Raw genomic sequence first — 15337 nt, 5'->3', positions numbered from 1 at the left:
CACCGATCGGCCTAGGCTGAGCGGATGCTCACCTCCACCACCGATGTCGCCGTCGTCGGCGCAGGGATCGTCGGCCTCGCGACCGCGTACGAGCTGACCCGCGCGGGTGCCTCGGTGACCGTGTACGAGGCCGGAGCCCCTGGGGGCGGACAGTCCGCCGGTGACGCGCGGATCTTCCGGCATGCCCACGTGGACGCACGTCTAGCCGGCTTCGTCACCCGGTCGCGCGCGATCTGGCGGGAGTGGAGCGACACCTTCGGCACCGAGCTCGTCTCCCCGGACGGAGCGGTCGCGCTCGGCCCAGCCGTCGAGTCTCGGATGCAGGTGCTCCGCACGTTGGCCGACGTCACCGTACGTCCGCTCGACGCCGCCGAGCTCCGCGCCCGCCTTCCCCTGCTCGCCCCGTACGACGGACCCGCGATGCTCGACGAGACCGGTGGCGCCATCCGTACGCGCGCCGCCGTGACGCGCCTCAGCGCCGCCCTCGGTGACGCGCTTGTCCGTGACCACGTCCTGACTCTGCGACGGACGGCGAGCGGGACCGTCGAGGTCCGCACGGGCACCCGCCGCGGCACGCACGCGTACGTCGTGGTCTGCGCAGGCCTCGGCACTGCCCCGCTTGCGCACGGCATCGGCCTGTCGCTTCCGGTCCAGGTGTCGGCGCACGTGCGGGTCACGTTCGCCGTGCGCGAGGCCCCGCCACGCCGCCTCGCCACGCTCCAGGACTCCAGCGGCGCCTTCGGAGAGGAGGGCGTCTACGCGGCACCCGTCCCCGACAACAGCCGGTACGGCGTCGGCCTCGCCGCGTCGGTCCCTGTGAACGACGACGGCCGGTCGATCGATCCAGCAGCGCTGGACGCCCTCGCGACCCGAGCCGCCGACTACGTCCGCGTCGCGCTGCCGGGGCTCGACCCGACGCCGGTCGGGCACGTGCACTGCTGGGTCACGACACTCCCCTGGGGCGACGACGGAGTCGCGGTGTGGGAGGACGACGGGATCGCCTTCGTCGCTGGCCACAACCTCTACAAGCAGGCGCCCGCGCTCGGCGTCGAGCTCGCCGCCCTAGCGATGACGGGGACCCTGGCCGACGAGCTGCGCCCCGCGGCACGCCTCGGGCGCGACTGAGCGCGCCCCGACCAGCCTCAGCCTCAGGCGTCGATCTGGTCCCGCCGCGCCTCGACGATCCGTACGGCGAGGTCGGCGGGCAGCGGGGCGTCCGGCTGGAACCTGATCGTTCCCTTCGCCGTGTCGTACGAGGCCAGGTCGTCCTCGAACTGCGCGACAACGTCGCTGCTGAACGGGAAGAGCGACAGGTGCTTCTTCGTCGACATCACACTGACCAGGGGTTTGCCCCGGTAGACGAGCGCCGGCATCCCATAGCCCTTGCCCTGCTCGGCGTCGGGAACCGCCTCAGCGACCGCAGCGTACACACCGGCCACCACGGAGCGGCGCGGCTCCTCGAGCTCTGACACATAGTCGTCGACCGTTCCCATCGGGCCAGCGTAGGTGCGGTGACGTCTACTCGCTGGGCGTGCGCGACGCCGCCACCGGCCCGGCCCACCCATAGACGCGCGAGAACCGCACGGTCACGAGGACACGACGCTCCGCGACCATCGCCGCCCGGAACTCGTCCCAGTCGGGGTGCTCGCCTCGTACGGCCCGGTAGTGGGCGACGAGGGCCTCCACCGCCGCATCCTCCGGGTGGGCCGCCGCCGGACCGACCTCCGCGTCGCCCTCTCCGACCGCGTACGACGCAAGCTCATCGGTCGTCGCGTAGTAGCTCGCCCGCGGGTCACGCTGGAGGTTGCGGACCTTCGCGCGGTCGGCAGTTGTCGAGATGAGGACGGCATCGGCCTCCGGGTCGTACAGGTGCCCGACGTTCGACAGCTGCGGCCGCCCGTCGCGCTTGAGCGTCACCAGCACACCGCGCCAGGACCCGGCAAAGATCTCCCTCAGGTCATTCACGGCGAGATCCTTCCATGCGCGGGCTCGTCGAGCGAGCGAATACTCAGGGCTGTCGCGCCAGCTGTGCCGCGTACACGTCGGTGTCGACGTTGCCCCCGGTGACGACGACACCGACGATATGGCCGGCGTTGCGGTCGCGCTCCTGCGTGGCGGCAGCGGTGGCCGCGGCTCCCGCACCCTCGGCGACGTTGTGGGTCGTCCGGTACAGCAGCCTCATCGCGTCGGAGACCTCGTCGTCGCTCACCACGACCACCCGCGAGATCCCGTCGCGGATCAGCGCGAGCGCCTCCGCCACCGGCGTACGGCACGCCATCCCGTCGGCCAGCCGTGTCGTCACCGGCGTGGACACCAGCGCGCCCGCCTCCAGCGAGTCCGCGTACGCCCGCGCACCCGCGGACACGACCCCTACCACCTCGGCGCGGTGCCCGAGCGCGGCCTTCGCCGCGAGCATCCCGCACGCCCCGGAGCCGAGCCCGATCGGGACATAGACGACGTCGAGGTCGGGCACCGCCGACAGATACTCCAGCGCGTACGTGCCCGCTCCGGCGACCAGCCACGGGTGGAAGTTGGGCGCGAGCGCGATCCCCCGCTTCGTGGCGAGGGCGCGTGCGTGCTCGAGCGAGTCCTGGAAGTCGTCTCCGTGCTCGATCAGCTCGGCGCCGAGCGCCTGCATCGCTGCGTTCTTCTCGCGGCTGTTGCCCCTCGGCACGACGACGGTGGCGGGAATACTGCGGCGCCCCGCCGCGTACGCGAGCGCCTGCCCGTGGTTGCCGCGCGTCGCCGAGACGACGCCCGTGGGCAGCGCCCCGCTGCGTGCGAGCCGGTCGAAGTAGACGAGCGCACTGCGCGCCTTGAACGCCCCGAGCGGCGTGTGGTTCTCGTGCTTGGCCCAGACCGTCGCGCCCAGCTCCTCGCTGAGCAACGGCCATACCTGCTGCGGCGTCGGCGCGAACGCTGCACGCACCGCGCGGGTGGCGTCGAGCAGGTCGGCGTGGTCAGGCAGGCCGGTGGCGGTTGGGCACGGTGTCAGTAGACGTACTCATCTGCTGATGATGCCACCGTAGGCCGATGAGTTCGCCCGTCCGGAGGCGTCCACCCTTGACCACCGACCTACGAGGAGATCCATGCGCACCGTGTACGCGTTCCTGCTGACGTCCGTCGACGGCTATCACGCTGACGCAGCCGGAGGGACGGACTGGTTCGACATCGACGAGGAGTTCGAGGAGTACTCACGCGCTCAGGGTGACCACATCGACACGATCGTGATGGGACGCGTCACCTTCGAGATGATGGCGGCCTACTGGCCGACCCCGCAGGCGTACGACGCGGACCAGGTCGTCGCCGGCTTCATGAACGACCTCCCCAAGGTCGTGGCCTCACGGACGATGACGACGCACTCCTGGGGTCCGACGACGTTCGTCGCCGACGACATCGCGGGGCACGTCCGTGCGCTCAAGGAGAAGCCGGGCAAGGACATCGCGATCTTCGGCAGCTCCTCTCTCGTCGCGAACCTGCTCCCGACGGGGGTCGTCGACGAGCTGCGGATCATCGTCGACCCGGTCGCGCTCGGCAGTGGTGTCCCCGTGCTCTCCGGCCTCCCGGGGCCGATCCCGCTGCGCCGTACAGACGTGCGCGTGTTCGACAACGGCCATGTCGTGCTGACGTACGCACCCGTGCTGAGCTGACGTCAGAGCGCGATGCTCACCGGGAAGGTCGCGATCCACGCGATCGCGCCGATCAGGACGAGATAGCCGGCGATGATCATCACCGTCTGCAGCCGGCGACTGCCGATCTTGGTGCTCATGCCCGCAAAGAAGAGCGCGACGGCGTACAGGACGACGGTGAGCACGTAGTTGCTCGCGCGCTGGATGTCCTCCCTCACCTCGGCCGCCGAGGCCTCCGCCTCCCGGTCGAGCTGGTCCGCCTTCTTGTCGGCGGCGAGGGTGTACTCCGGCATCGCGAACGGCGTCGGGGGCGCGGTGGCGTCGGTGAACGGGTCCGTCGCCCTCCAGGCCTCGAACGCCGTCCGGAACTCAGGCCGGAACCTCGCCTCGAAGAACGCCGCGAGCTGCGGCTCACCGCTGCGGTCGGCATCGACCCATGCGATGAAGGTGGCGACGTCGATCTCGGTCTGGGCCTCGGCCAGACCCTGTTCCCGGGCGGCCTCCACCCGGATCGCGCTGGTACGGCTCGCCGCCTCCGCCTGCTCGCCGTGCCAGCGCGTGGCCTGGTAGCTGCTCCACGACGTGGCGACCGCCGCCACCACCAGCAGCACGGTCACCGCGAGCTCGCGGAGCATGCTCGCCTGCTCAGAGGGCGCGGCCATGGCTGTCGCAGAGCTCAGGCGGGTCGATCCCTGCAACCTCGACGGCGGCGGCGATCAGCCGCAGGGACCGCTCCATCGCGACCGGCTCGAGCCTGCCGACGCCGTCCCCGTGAGGGTTGTCGAAGAACACCAGCAGGAGCAGGAGCAGGGTGATGACGACGGTGACGCTGCCCATCAGCATCGCCTGGGTCCTTGCACGCTCGGCCCGGTCGGCGAAGAACAGCATGTAGCCGAAGATCACGGCAGCGATGACGAACAGCCCGATCCAGATCGGGAGCGGCACGACACCTTCGACGCCGTGCACCCGGTCGATCCGCGCCTGCTCCCGCGCATCGGTCTGATCCATCCACCGGTCGTACGCCGACCCCTCGGCCGCGGTGGCCGGCTCGTAGGCGCGCATCGTCCGGAACATCTCGGCGCCCCAGGGGTTGAACGCGTCCCCGAGAGTGCCCTTATCCATCGCCGGCCACTCCGAGTCGATGACCGACCGGGCGTAGCAGATCAGCATCGCGGTGAGCTCCTCACCGCGCTCGGAGGGCAAAAACTGGGCGGTCTCGACCTGTTGCACGACCGACAGCGCCTCAGTCTCGGCACCGGTCCGAGAGGCGTCGTACGACTCAAACGCGAGGAAGATGATGAACCCGAGGATCACCGCGAACCCGGTCGCGAGCACACCGAACACGCCCGACGCACGGTCGCCGTCGGCGAAGTAGCTGCCCTCGGGAGCGTGGCGCCGGACCAGCAGCATTGTGGTCACGGTGCATGCCGTCACGAGCACGACGACGAGCGCCCCGATGAACAGGTTCACGCCGCCCCCTTCCCCGCTGCCCCCCACATCGTCCGTCGACCGTGGGTGGTCGACATCACCCGTGCGGGATGAGCTATGCCCCGCAACCGCCCCTTCCCTTCGGTGCAAAACCCACCGACTTCCCTACCGGCGGCGTGTTCTTGCGGCGTCGGGCCTGTTATTTGGTAGTATCCGAGTTGTGCTTCCACAGAACTGGGACTCCGCCCTCGGGTCCGTTCACGCTGCTGTCGAGAGCCTCATCCGCTCGGTGAGCCCCTCGCGTCTACGGCAGCTGCGTTGGGTCGAACGCGAGCTCGCTCTCGCCACGGCAACCGGCGAACTCCCCTCCCCTGCTCGTGGCGACATCGCGGAGCTCTTGAGCTCCACCGTCGTCGGCGCCTACCTCGACCTCGCCGAGGCCGGCGCGCTTCGCTCCCGTGAACGACGCGACGGTTCGCGCTCGAGCGCGTCCAGCAGCCAGATCCGGCTGCGGTGCCTGCTGATGATCGCCGAAGCCGCCGCTGTCGACCCCTCGCACCTGCGGACCTCCGCCGAGTTCGCGCGTCGGCCGGTCGTCCCGCAGCGCACGGTCGCACAGCTTCAGGAGCAGCTTGCCGGGCTTGCCGAGGCGGCAGCAGGATCGCGCCCGGGCGCGCTGGCGATTCACCGCTTGAGGGCGGTGATCGGCGTCGTCGTGGACACCGGCACCCGCGCGGGTGAGCTGTGCCAGATGACGACCGAGGACGTCGACCTGGGCGAGAGCACCCTGCGTGTGCGGCGCCGGCCCCAACGGTCGACGACGCAGCGTCCCGAGTCACTGCACCCGCTGAGCGGGCCGACGGTGGCGTCGCTGACGTCGTGGCTGCAGGTCCGCGCCTCGCTCGTCGGCGCGCTCCAGGGCGGTGCCGTGAACGCGCTGTGGGTCTCGGTACGCGCCAACCACGTCCCGCCCGGGCGTCCCGTTCCCGCAGGGATGCCCCTGCAGCCACGGGGTCTTGCTCGCAGCTACCGGCGCGAGGTCGAACGGCTCAACGACGAGCACGCCGGGGCACCCGGCTGGCAACCTCTCCCCCTCCGCATGGAGCTGCTGAGGCGAAGCGTCACTCCGGAGCCGGAGATTGCGCCAGCCTCCGCGCTCCACGAGTCCGTGAACGTATCCACCGGAGGTCCTGAGGGAACGCACAGGCACGCTCGCTAGGCTTCACGCGTGAGTGACATCGGAGGAATCGCAGGCTTCGCGGCCGACCTGATGGAGTGGCTCGGTGCCCCCGGAGCAGGCCTGGCGGTGGCGTTGGAGAACCTGTTTCCGCCGATCCCGAGCGAGGTGATCCTCCCGCTTGCCGGATTCACCGCCAGCGTCGGCGACATGAACCTCGTCGCCGCGATCGTCTGCACCACCATCGGGTCGATCGTCGGCGCACTCGCGCTCTACTGGATCGGCCGATGGTTCGGCCGTGACCGCCTGTACGCAGTGGTGGCCCGCATGCCGCTGGTCAAGGTCACCGACGTCGAGAAGACCGAGGCGTGGTTCGCCAAGCACGGGACGAAGGCGGTGTTCTTCGGCCGGTTCGTGCCGATCTTCCGCAGCCTCATCTCGATCCCCGCCGGTCTCGAACGCATGCCGCTGCGCGTGTTCCTCACGCTCACCGCCGTCGGCAGCCTGATCTGGAACACGCTCTTCATCATGCTCGGGTACGCCCTGGGGTCACGCTGGGAGACCGTCAGCGACGTCGTCGGCACGTACTCCAAGGGCGTGCTCGTGCTCGTCCTGGTCGGCGTGGTCGCGTTCCTCGTGGTCCGGCTCGTGCAGCTGCGCAAGCGCCGCCAGGCAGGGCTCCCGGAGGAGCCGTGACCGGCAGGTCTCAGGAGTTGGAGGAGATGTGCTCGATGAGCGCCGTCGTCGACACCGACGGCGTGCGCGGGAAGTAGACGACCTCGCAGAGCTCGGCGAACTCGTCGAACCGGCCCTTCCAGTCATCACCCATCGCGAGCACGTCCGCGCCGAACTTGCGGATGTAGTCACCCTTGAGCTCGAGGCTCTCTTCGAGGAACACCTCGTCGACGACCCCCAGGGCCGACACGATCTCAAGTCGCTCGTCCTGGGTGAAGACGGGCGCGCGCCCCTTCTTGCGGATGTTGAGCGCGTCGGCGGACACCCCCACCACGAGTCGGTCACCCAGCTCAGCGGCGCGCTGGAGGATGCGGACGTGGCCGACGTGGAAGACGTCGAACGTGCCAAAGGTGATCACCGTGCGTTCGCTCACGGCGTCGAGGTTACCGCCCAGTCACGAGGCGCCCTCGCGGGGGGCGCCCCGCGGACACCGCGTCAGCGCGTACGACGGTTGAGGCGGCGCGTCCGGACGACCCACCACATGCCGACGATCGGCAAGATGAGCGGGATGTAGCCGTAGCCTTCGCCGAAACCGCTCCAGACCGTCGCGTCCGGGAAGAGCTCGGGATCGATGACGGTCAGCGTCCCGACGACCAGCACACCGACGAGCTCGACGCCGATGGCGACTGCGGCTACCGTCTCCGAAGTGCTCCCTCGGCGTGCGAGGGCGACGGTCGCGACGATGTAGACGACAGCCGCGAAGGCCGAGAGCAGGTAGGCGACCGGAGCGTCGTCGAAGTGCAGCACGAGCTGGACTCCGCTGCGCGCGGTCGCCGAGATCGCGAACACGGCATAGACAGCGACGAGCATCCGCCCGAAGCCGGACCCGGTGTGAGCGCGCTCGGTATCAGGCATGACCGCTCCAGAGCTGGACGAGACGAGCGACGAGGACCGCGACCGTGAGCATGCCCACGACCACGACGCCGGTCCCCCACCGGCTCTTCTCCGAGACCCCCCAGATCACCGCGGCCGGCGGGATGAGCACGCACGTGATCAGGTAGCCGACGAACGTCACGCCCTCGACGTCGCGTGAGGTGCTGGCCAGGGCGACGCATCCCGCGACGGTCTGCACGATCAGCAGGAGCTCGAGCGCGGCGGCAGCATAGAACAACGGGTTGTCCACTGGCCGGTTGCGGACGAGCAGGTACGCCGCGTAGCCGGCGACGGCGATCGAGGCGAGCGCGACGAGCCAGGCGAACCAGAGAGCCACGGGCAGGTCAGCCCTGCGACGGGCGGAACGCGGCCTGCCCGGTGAGGGCCTGCCCGACGATCAGCGTGTGCATCTCGGACGTGCCCTCGTACGTGAGCACGGACTCGAGGTTGTTCATGTGACGGATCACCGGATACTCCAGCGAGATGCCGTTGGCGCCGAGGATCGTGCGCGACGTGCGGCAGATCTCGAGCGCCTCACGGACGTTGTTGAGCTTGCCGTAGCTGACCTGCTCCGGGCGCAGACCGACCGCGTCCTTACGGCGCCCGAGGTGCAGCGCGAGCAGGATGCCCTTGTTGAGCTCGAGCGACATGTCGGCGAGCTTGGCCTGCGTGAGCTGGAAGCCCGAGATCGGCGCACCGAACTGGGTCCGCGTGCCGGCGTACGCCCGCGCCGCCTCGAAGGAGGAGCGCGCGGCGCCCATCGCGCCCCACACGATCCCGTAGCGCGCCTCGCTCAGGCACGACAGCGGGCCACGCATGCCGGTGACCTCGGGAAGGACGGCGTCGGCGGGGAGCCGGACGCCGTCGAGGACGAGCTCGGCCGTGACGGACGCCCGTAGCGACATCTTGTGCTTGATGGTCGTGCCGGTGAACCCCGGTGTGTCCGTCGGGACGACGAAGCCACGGACGGTGCCGCCGTTGCCCGCCTCACCGGTCTGCGCCCAGACGACCGCGACGTCGGCGATCGAGCCGTTGGTGATCCACATCTTGGCGCCATTCAGGATCCAGTCACCCCCGGCGTCCTGCCGCGCGACCGTCCGCATGCTCGCGGGGTCCGAACCGGAGTCGGGCTCGGTCAGGCCGAAGCAGCCGATCGCTTCGCCGGTCGCCATCCGCGGGAGCCAGGTCTGCTTCTGGTCCTCGCTGCCGAAGGCCCAGATCGCGTACATCGCGAGCGAGCCCTGCACGGACACCATCGAGCGGATGCCCGAGTCGGTCGCCTCGAGCTCCAGGCAGGCGATCCCATACGCGGTGGCGCTCGTGCCCGCGCAGCCGTAGCCCTCGAGGTGCATCCCCAGCAGCCCGACCTTGCCGAACGACCGCATCAGGTCGCGCGCGGGGAGCTCTCCGCTCTCGAACCACTCCGCGACGTACGGGTCGACCTCGTCGGCCAGCATGCTGCGGACCGTGTCGCGGATCGCGATCTCCTCCGGCTGGAGGAGGTCATCGATCCCCAGCGGGTCGTACGAGTCGAGCGCGGGCGGGCGACGAGTGCTCATGCCCCCGATGCTAGTCCCGGGCTCGTCGCCACCGGACATAGGCTGTGGTCATGACCGCACCCACCGGCAGGAGGCGTGTCGTCGAATGGGTCGACGGGGTCGCCCGCGCTCACGACGACCGGCTCATCGCCGAGGAGCCACTCGAGATCCGGGTCGCCGCGCCGGGCGCGCGGGACCGCCGGCTCGGGGTCACGATGCGCACACCGGGCCACGACTTCGCACTCGCAGCGGGCCTGGTGCTCTCCGAGGGCGTCGTCGCAGGTCGTGACGAGATCGCGGGCATCGCCTACTGCACTGACGCTCGGCTCGCCGAGGAGCAGCGGTTCAACGTGGTGACCGTCGCTCTTGCCGCAGGCCCCGCCCGCGACTGGCAGGAGCGCTCGCTGCGCGCGACGTCGGCCTGCGGGGTGTGCGGCACCGACTCGCTCGACGAGGTCGCGGACCTCGTGGCGCGGCTGCCCGTGCGTCCTGCCTCGCGCTGGGACCCGTCCGCGCTCGCTGTGCTCCCCGACCTGCTGCGCCGCCACCAGCAGCACTTCGACCGTACGGGCGGGGCGCACGCCGCGGGCCTGTTCCGTCCCGACGGCAGCGTGGTCGTGGTCCGGGAGGACGTCGGGCGCCACAACGCCGTCGACAAGGTGGTCGGCCATGCGCTTCTCGAGGGAGGCCTCCTCGGGGGCGACGCGGCACTCAACCTGGCGCTGTGCACCAGCGGGCGGATCGGGTTCGAGGTCGTCCAGAAGGCTGCCGTCGCCGGGTTCACCGCCGTCGTCGGAGTCGGGGCTCCGACGACGCTCGCGGCTCGGCTGTGCGACCAGGCCGGTCTGACGTTGGCCGGCTTCGCGCGCGACGGACGCGTCGTCGTCTATGCGGACGGCGACCCGAGCACGACCTAGGGTGAGCCGCATGGAATCCCGCGACACCTTTCTCTTTGGTGGCGATTTCCCGGTGGCACGGATCGGTTTCGGCGCGATGCAGCTGCCGACCGCCCCGACCGACGCCCGTACGACCTCCGTGGCCGTCCTCCGGCGCGCCGTCGCACTCGGCGTGACGCTGATCGACACGGCACATCTCTATGGGTGGGGGGCGAACGAAGAGCTCGTGGCCGAGGCGCTGCGCCCCTACCCGGACGACGTCCTCGTCGCGACCAAGGTGGGGGTCGTCAGGGATCCTGTGTCAGGCGACTGGGGATACGACGCACGCCCCGAGTCCCTCAGGAGTCAGGTCGATGAGGCACTGCGTCGCCTCGGCACCGAGCGCCTCGGGCTCCTCCAGCTGCACCGCCTGGACCCGCAGACTCCCCTCGTCGACCAGGTCGGCACGCTCGGCGACCTGCGACGCGAGGGCAAGATCGCGCGGATCGGCCTCTCGGAGGTCACCGCCGACGAGCTCGACGCGGCGCGTCAGGTCGTCGAGATCGCGAGCGTCCAGAACCACTACAACGTGTTCGACCGCGCGTACGAGCCGGTGCTCGCCGCCTGCGAAGGAGCGGGCATCGCCTTCCTCCCCTGGCGACCGGTCGCCGGGGCGATGGCCGACACCCCTGCGTCTGCGGTCGTGGTCGAGATCGCCACCGAGCTCGGCGCGAGTCCAGCACAGGTCGCGCTCGCCTGGCTCCTCGCACACTCCCCTGTCATCGTCCCGATCCCCGGCACAAAGCAGATCTCCCACCTCGAGGGCAACGTCCGGGCGGGCGATCTCGTCCTGACGAACGCCCACGTCAGCCGCCTGGACGCCCTGAACGACACGCGATCACCAGCACCGTCCTAGACTTCCCCCTCGTGCACCAGGACCCCTCTGCTCCCCACGTCGTGATCGTCCCGGCGATGGGCGTCCCGTCGCCCTACTACCGGACACTCGCCGCCGCGCTCGACGCGATCGGCTGGACCTCCTGCACGATGGCGGCCCGCGGGATCGACCGTGACACGCAGGCGCCGTCGCGCGGCCACGACTGGGGCTACGCCGAGCTCGTCGAGGCCGTCGCGGACCACGTGTTCAAAGTCCGCACGCAGCATCCGGAGACGCCGATCGTGCTTCTCGGCCACAGCTTGGGCGGCCAGGTGTCGCTCGGCTACCTCCTCGACGGCGGAGCAGCGGACGGGCTGGTCCTGGCGGGAGCGTCGGAGCCGTGGTTCTGGCACTACCGCGCGCGTTCGTGGGGCATCTGGGCGCTCGCCGCGTCGGTGCCGCTGATCAGCGCTCTCTACGGCTACTGGCCACGGTGGGGCTTCGGAGGCCCGCAGCCTCGCACCCTCATGCGCGAGTGGGCGCGGTTCGTGCGGCGTCGCCGCTTCCCGTACCCGAGCGGGCCGTTGCCGGTGGGCAGGCTCCACGTGCCCACGTTCGTGCTGCAGGTCGAGGGCGACATGCTGTCCGTCCCCCGCTCGGCGCGTGCGCTCGCCCGCGTCGTACGGGACGACGACGTGACGTGGTGGGACTACCGGCTCGCCGATGCCCCCGACGATGCACGGATCGACCACCTGGCGTGGGCGAAGGCGCCCGCGCCGGCGGTGGCCGCGCTCCAGGACTGGTGGGCACGGGAGCGCTCCGAGGTCACGGCCGGCTGACGCTCAGAGCGCCCTCGTCCCGAGCGACCGTGCCGTCTCGGCGAACGCCCGCACCTCGGCGGTCTCACGGTCAGCCCTCCAGGTCAGCACCCACTCGGTGTCGGGCACGTCCATGATCGGCACGTACGTCACACCCGGCATCGTGTAGAAGTGGCGCACGTGGGCGTTCAGCGGGGTCACGCCGTCCCCGGCGGCCACGCGGGTCAGGATCTCGTGGAACGTCCGCACGCCGCGCCCACGCCGGATCGGCCGCCCGGCGGGCGTACGGCGTGGCAGCATCGCCTGCTCCCAATAGCTCGGGACGTCGGCGCCCGCGTCGAACGCCGTCTCGTCGCCGAGGACCTCGAGGGAGACCGCCTCCTCTGCCGCGAGCGGGTGGTTGGTCGCGACGGCGAGGACCCGCCCCTCGGTGAGCACCCGTGGGCCGATCCGTACGTCAGGCTCCTCCACCGGCAGCCACGTGACCTGGACGTCCACCTCGCCGCGCCGCAGCCGCCCGAAGGGGTCGCTGAAGTGGAACTCGCGAGGCTCGACCGAGCACCCCGGATGGCGTGCGACGAACGCGTCGACGACCGGGCGCATCTCGTGGCCGACCGCGCCCATCGTCGCCAGCGTCAGGACGCCCTCCGGGACCTGGCAGGACCGGCTCGCGAGAGCCAGCCCTGACTGGATGAGCTCGTACCCCTGCCGCAGGTCGTCGCGCAACCGCGCCCCGACCGGGGTGAGGCGCACCTGCCGGCTGGTCCGCTCGAACAGCACTGTCCCCATGCGCCGCTCCTGCTTCGCGATCGCCTGGCTGACCCGTGCCTGGGACACGTTCAGGCGGTCGGCCGTACGTCCGAAATGGAGCTCGTCAGCAAGGGTCAGGAAGATCTCGATGTCCCGCAGCTCCACCGCCGTACGCCCTCCGCTCACATCACCTGTGGGTTATCGATCCTCCCAGGACTTGTCGTTGTTCCGCCCACTGCCCCGCAACCAGGCTGGAGCCATGAGACGACTCACCTACTTCATCGCCTTGTCGATCGACGGGATGATCGCCGGGCCGAACGACGAGTTCGACTTCTATCCGTCCTCGGACGCCTACAGCGCGTGGATGCTCGACGAGTACCCCGACGTCCTGCCCGCCGTCGGCCGAGAGCAGCTCGGGCTGACCGAGGCCCCGAACCGCCACTTCGACACCATTGTGATGGGGCGCCGGACGTACGAGCCGGGCCTGGCGCTCGGCATGACGAGCCCCTATCCGCACCTGCGCCAGTACGTGGTCTCGACGCGGCAGGAGGAGCTCGCCGACGACGTGACGTACGTCCGCGAGGACCCGGTGGCGCTCGTCAAGTCACTCAAGGCGGAGGACTCGCCGCTCGACATCTATCTGTGTGGCGGCGGACTGCTCGCGGCGACGCTGCTGCCGGAGATCGACCGGATGGTCGTCAAGCGCTACCCGGTCGTCGCGGGTGCCGGGATCTCGGCGTTCGGCGGGGGCCCCTTCGCGCCGACACCCTTCGACCTCACCGACCTCAAGACGTTCCCCGGCGGCAACGCCGTGCTCACCTATGACCGGACCTGAACCCGGACCACCCGATCGGCGGAGCGAGGTCCAGCCGGTCGGAGGATGTGCCGACGCCTCGCCACACGATGGGATGACAGGTATGACGACGACATCCGCGCCCGCCATCGAGGTCCGTGGCCTGCGCAAGACGTACGGCCCGGTGGTGGCCGTCGACCATGTGGACCTCACCGTGTCCGAGGGCGAGATCTTCGGCGTCCTCGGACCCAACGGCTCGGGCAAGAGCACGACCGTCGAGTGCATCGCGGGTCTGCGACGCCCCGACGCGGGCTCTGTCCGCATCCTCGGGCTCGACCCGGTGACCGACCGCGACGCCGTGAAGCGCACCGTCGGAGTGCAGCTGCAGAGCGCCGGACTCCAGGCCAAGCTGCGGGTCCGTGAGGCGCTCGACCTGTTCGCGTCGTTCTACGACGACCCGCGCGACCCTCTCGAGCTGGCGACGCGCCTCGGGCTCGGCGAACGCCTGGACCACCCGTGGCGCAAGCTGTCCGGCGGCCAGCAGCAGCGGCTCGCGATCGCGCTGGCCCTGGTCGGACGCCCGAAGGTGGCGCTGCTCGACGAGCTCAGCACCGGACTCGACCCGCGCTCGCGGCGCGAGGTGTGGGAGCTCGTCGAGGAGATCCGTGCGGAGGGGACGACCATCCTGCTCGTCACGCACCTCATGGAGGAGGCGCAGCACCTGTGCGACCGGATCGCCCTCGTGCAGCGCGGACGGATCCTCGTCACCGACACCCCTGACGGGCTGATCGGTCGTACGGCGGCGCCGTTGATCATGTCGTTCGTGCCTGACCGGACGCTCGACGTCGCGGCGCTCACCGCCCTCGGCGGGGTGTCCGACGTGATGGAGCGCAGCGGGCGCATGCAGGTCGCGTGCGACGACACGGCGGTTCTCGCCGTGCTCGACCGGCTGCGCGACGAGGGTGTCCGACCGGAGCACCTGCGCATCTCCGAGTCGTCGCTCGACGAGGCCTACCTCGACCTGATCACTGCCGACGCCGATGCCAGCGAGTCGGATGCCACCGCGAAGGAGACCGTCCGATGAGCACCACGACCACTTCCCCCGCCGTCGCGATGCTGCGGACCGAGGGCCGGCTCATGCTCCGCGAGCCGGGCACGATGTTCTGGATCGTGCTCTTCCCGACGATCCTGCTGTCGATCCTCGGCGCGATCCCGTCGTTCCGGGAGCCCGACGAGTCGCTGGGGGGCATCCGGGTCATCGACCTCTACGTGCCGATCGCGATCCTGCTGTCGGCGATCATGGCGTCGCTCATGTCGATGCCGGCGGTCATCTCGACCTACCGCGAGAACCAGGTGCTGAGGCGCTACGCGACCACCCCGGCCAAGCCGACGCACATCCTCATGGCCCAGTGGGCGATCCACGGGGCCGGCATCCTCATCGGATCGCTGCTGGCGGTCGCGGTTGGGCGGATCGTCTTCGACGTCGCCCTTCCGGGAGCCCCGCTGACCTACCTCGGGCTGTTCGTCCTCGCCGTGCTGGTCAACCTGTCGCTGGGCGGCCTCATCTCCGGGCTGGCGCCGACGGCGAAGGCCTCGGCGGCGATCGGCACCGTCATCTTCTTCCCGTCGATGTTCACAGCCGGTGTCTGGGTGCCCGTGACCGTCCTGCCCGGGCTCCTCGGCGACATCGTGGCCCTCACACCGAACGGGGCCGCAGTGCTCGCGCTCGACGAGGCGGCGGCCGGTCGTGTCCCCGACATGCTGCACGTCGTCGTCCTGGTCGCGTGGACTGTCGGGCTCGGCGCGCTGGCTGCGCGATACTTCCGTTGGGAGTGAGCGCGACGAGG

20 protein-coding genes are annotated in these 15337 nt (G+C 70.4%); 10 read left to right on the top strand and 10 right to left on the bottom strand.

The window, feature by feature from the left end; all coding sequences use genetic code 11:
• The first annotated feature begins 24 nt into the window (after positions 1-24).
• Complete coding sequence (locus tag HCT63_RS06935) at positions 25-1125, top strand: FAD-binding oxidoreductase (RefSeq protein ID WP_167002627.1); 1101 nt, start codon at positions 25-27, stop codon at positions 1123-1125.
• Between the two features lie 23 nt (positions 1126-1148).
• Here HCT63_RS06935 and HCT63_RS06930 read toward each other — a convergent pair whose 3' ends face one another.
• The 3 genes from HCT63_RS06930 to HCT63_RS06920 are packed head-to-tail and all read right to left on the bottom strand — an operon-like array spanning position 1149 to position 2968.
• Positions 1149-1493, bottom strand: coding sequence for a DUF1801 domain-containing protein (locus HCT63_RS06930; protein ID WP_167002625.1), 345 nt, complete (start codon positions 1491-1493; stop codon positions 1149-1151).
• Between the two features lie 25 nt (positions 1494-1518).
• A complete protein-coding gene (locus HCT63_RS06925) occupies positions 1519-1965 on the bottom strand; it encodes a PPOX class F420-dependent oxidoreductase (RefSeq protein ID WP_167002623.1) in 447 nt (148 codons plus the stop codon).
• Between the two features lie 43 nt (positions 1966-2008).
• Positions 2009-2968, bottom strand: a complete 960-nt coding sequence (locus tag HCT63_RS06920) for a threonine dehydratase (protein WP_279587740.1) — start codon at positions 2966-2968, stop codon at positions 2009-2011.
• A gap of 121 nt (positions 2969-3089) precedes the next feature.
• On the opposite strand from HCT63_RS06920, the gene HCT63_RS06915 reads away from it, so the two are divergent.
• Positions 3090-3650, top strand: a complete 561-nt coding sequence (locus HCT63_RS06915; protein WP_167002621.1) for a dihydrofolate reductase family protein — start codon at positions 3090-3092, stop codon at positions 3648-3650.
• Between the two features lie 2 nt (positions 3651-3652).
• On the opposite strand, the gene HCT63_RS06910 is transcribed toward HCT63_RS06915, so the two are convergent.
• Together HCT63_RS06910 and HCT63_RS06905 are read right to left on the bottom strand one after the other, a co-directional pair.
• The gene (locus tag HCT63_RS06910; protein ID WP_167002619.1) at positions 3653-4264 is read right to left on the bottom strand and encodes a hypothetical protein; all 612 of its coding nucleotides are present in this window, start codon (positions 4262-4264) and stop codon (positions 3653-3655) included.
• Positions 4265-4274: 10 nt separating this feature from the next.
• On the bottom strand, positions 4275-5099 hold the full coding sequence (locus HCT63_RS06905) for a hypothetical protein (protein WP_167002617.1): 825 nt from the start codon (positions 5097-5099) through the stop codon (positions 4275-4277).
• A 178-nt stretch (positions 5100-5277) separates the two neighbouring features.
• On the opposite strand from HCT63_RS06905, the gene HCT63_RS06900 reads away from it, so the two are divergent.
• Complete coding sequence (locus HCT63_RS06900; RefSeq protein ID WP_167002615.1) at positions 5278-6276, top strand: site-specific integrase; 999 nt, start codon at positions 5278-5280, stop codon at positions 6274-6276.
• A 9-nt stretch (positions 6277-6285) separates the two neighbouring features.
• A complete protein-coding gene (locus HCT63_RS06895) occupies positions 6286-6930 on the top strand; it encodes a DedA family protein (protein ID WP_243842931.1) in 645 nt (214 codons plus the stop codon).
• 10 nt (positions 6931-6940) lie between these two features.
• Here HCT63_RS06895 and HCT63_RS06890 read toward each other — a convergent pair whose 3' ends face one another.
• The 4 genes from HCT63_RS06890 to HCT63_RS06875 form a co-directional block, all read right to left on the bottom strand.
• Positions 6941-7342 (bottom strand): adenylyltransferase/cytidyltransferase family protein, encoded by a 402-nt coding sequence (locus tag HCT63_RS06890; RefSeq protein WP_167002613.1) that lies wholly within the window; start codon positions 7340-7342, stop codon positions 6941-6943.
• Between the two features lie 62 nt (positions 7343-7404).
• The gene (locus HCT63_RS06885; protein WP_167002611.1) at positions 7405-7824 is read right to left on the bottom strand and encodes a hypothetical protein; all 420 of its coding nucleotides are present in this window, start codon (positions 7822-7824) and stop codon (positions 7405-7407) included.
• Positions 7817-8179, bottom strand: a complete 363-nt coding sequence (locus tag HCT63_RS06880; protein WP_167002609.1) for a hypothetical protein — start codon at positions 8177-8179, stop codon at positions 7817-7819. Before HCT63_RS06880 ends, HCT63_RS06885 begins: the two co-directional genes overlap by 8 nt.
• A gap of 7 nt (positions 8180-8186) precedes the next feature.
• The gene (locus HCT63_RS06875) at positions 8187-9401 is read right to left on the bottom strand and encodes an acyl-CoA dehydrogenase family protein (protein WP_167002607.1); all 1215 of its coding nucleotides are present in this window, start codon (positions 9399-9401) and stop codon (positions 8187-8189) included.
• 50 nt (positions 9402-9451) lie between these two features.
• Here HCT63_RS06875 and HCT63_RS06870 point away from each other — a divergent pair, with 50 nt between their 5' ends.
• Genes HCT63_RS06870 through HCT63_RS06860 form a run of 3 tightly spaced genes read left to right on the top strand, consistent with a single transcriptional unit; the run spans position 9452 to position 11968 of the window.
• On the top strand, positions 9452-10297 hold the full coding sequence (locus tag HCT63_RS06870; protein ID WP_167002605.1) for a formate dehydrogenase accessory sulfurtransferase FdhD: 846 nt from the start codon (positions 9452-9454) through the stop codon (positions 10295-10297).
• 10 nt (positions 10298-10307) lie between these two features.
• Positions 10308-11171 carry an aldo/keto reductase gene (locus HCT63_RS06865; protein WP_167002603.1) on the top strand — a complete coding sequence of 288 codons (864 nt, stop codon included), beginning with the start codon at positions 10308-10310 and terminating at the stop codon, positions 11169-11171.
• Positions 11172-11182: 11 nt separating this feature from the next.
• Positions 11183-11968, top strand: coding sequence for an alpha/beta fold hydrolase (locus HCT63_RS06860; protein WP_167002601.1), 786 nt, complete (start codon positions 11183-11185; stop codon positions 11966-11968).
• Positions 11969-11971: 3 nt separating this feature from the next.
• Here HCT63_RS06860 and HCT63_RS06855 read toward each other — a convergent pair whose 3' ends face one another.
• Entirely contained in the window at positions 11972-12883 is a 912-nt protein-coding gene (locus HCT63_RS06855; RefSeq protein ID WP_208322322.1) for a LysR family transcriptional regulator, read from the bottom strand.
• 73 nt (positions 12884-12956) lie between these two features.
• On the opposite strand from HCT63_RS06855, the gene HCT63_RS06850 reads away from it, so the two are divergent.
• From HCT63_RS06850 to HCT63_RS06840, 3 genes are all read left to right on the top strand, one after another.
• Entirely contained in the window at positions 12957-13532 is a 576-nt protein-coding gene (locus HCT63_RS06850) for a dihydrofolate reductase (protein ID WP_167002599.1), read from the top strand.
• An 82-nt stretch (positions 13533-13614) separates the two neighbouring features.
• Positions 13615-14574 (top strand): ABC transporter ATP-binding protein, encoded by a 960-nt coding sequence (locus tag HCT63_RS06845; RefSeq protein WP_167002597.1) that lies wholly within the window; start codon positions 13615-13617, stop codon positions 14572-14574.
• The gene (locus tag HCT63_RS06840) at positions 14571-15326 is read left to right on the top strand and encodes an ABC transporter permease (protein WP_167002595.1); all 756 of its coding nucleotides are present in this window, start codon (positions 14571-14573) and stop codon (positions 15324-15326) included. The genes HCT63_RS06845 and HCT63_RS06840 overlap by 4 nt, the downstream gene beginning before the upstream one ends.
• The last annotated feature ends 11 nt before the right edge of the window (positions 15327-15337 follow it).

This window comes from Mumia sp. ZJ430, assembly GCF_011751845.1.
Lineage (GTDB): Bacteria > Actinomycetota > Actinomycetes > Propionibacteriales > Nocardioidaceae > Mumia.
Note: the sequence above shows the minus strand (reverse complement) of the source record. Positions and strands in the feature narration are given on the sequence as shown.

Bases quoted from the DNA above. Each gene is read 5' to 3' on its own strand.
- HCT63_RS06935 (WP_167002627.1), top strand. From the start codon at position 25: ATGCTCACCTCCACCACCGATGTCGCCGTCGTCGGCGCAGGGATCGTC.
- HCT63_RS06930 (WP_167002625.1), bottom strand. From the start codon at position 1,493: ATGGGAACGGTCGACGACTATGTGTCAGAGCTCGAGGAGCCGCGCCGC.
- HCT63_RS06915 (WP_167002621.1), top strand. From the start codon at position 3,090: ATGCGCACCGTGTACGCGTTCCTGCTGACGTCCGTCGACGGCTATCAC.
- HCT63_RS06910 (WP_167002619.1), bottom strand. From the start codon at position 4,264: ATGCTCCGCGAGCTCGCGGTGACCGTGCTGCTGGTGGTGGCGGCGGTC.
- HCT63_RS06885 (WP_167002611.1), bottom strand. From the start codon at position 7,824: ATGCCTGATACCGAGCGCGCTCACACCGGGTCCGGCTTCGGGCGGATG.
- HCT63_RS06875 (WP_167002607.1), bottom strand. From the start codon at position 9,401: ATGAGCACTCGTCGCCCGCCCGCGCTCGACTCGTACGACCCGCTGGGG.
- HCT63_RS06870 (WP_167002605.1), top strand. From the start codon at position 9,452: ATGACCGCACCCACCGGCAGGAGGCGTGTCGTCGAATGGGTCGACGGG.
- HCT63_RS06865 (WP_167002603.1), top strand. From the start codon at position 10,308: ATGGAATCCCGCGACACCTTTCTCTTTGGTGGCGATTTCCCGGTGGCA.
- HCT63_RS06850 (WP_167002599.1), top strand. From the start codon at position 12,957: ATGAGACGACTCACCTACTTCATCGCCTTGTCGATCGACGGGATGATC.
- HCT63_RS06845 (WP_167002597.1), top strand. From the start codon at position 13,615: ATGACGACGACATCCGCGCCCGCCATCGAGGTCCGTGGCCTGCGCAAG.
- HCT63_RS06840 (WP_167002595.1), top strand. From the start codon at position 14,571: ATGAGCACCACGACCACTTCCCCCGCCGTCGCGATGCTGCGGACCGAG.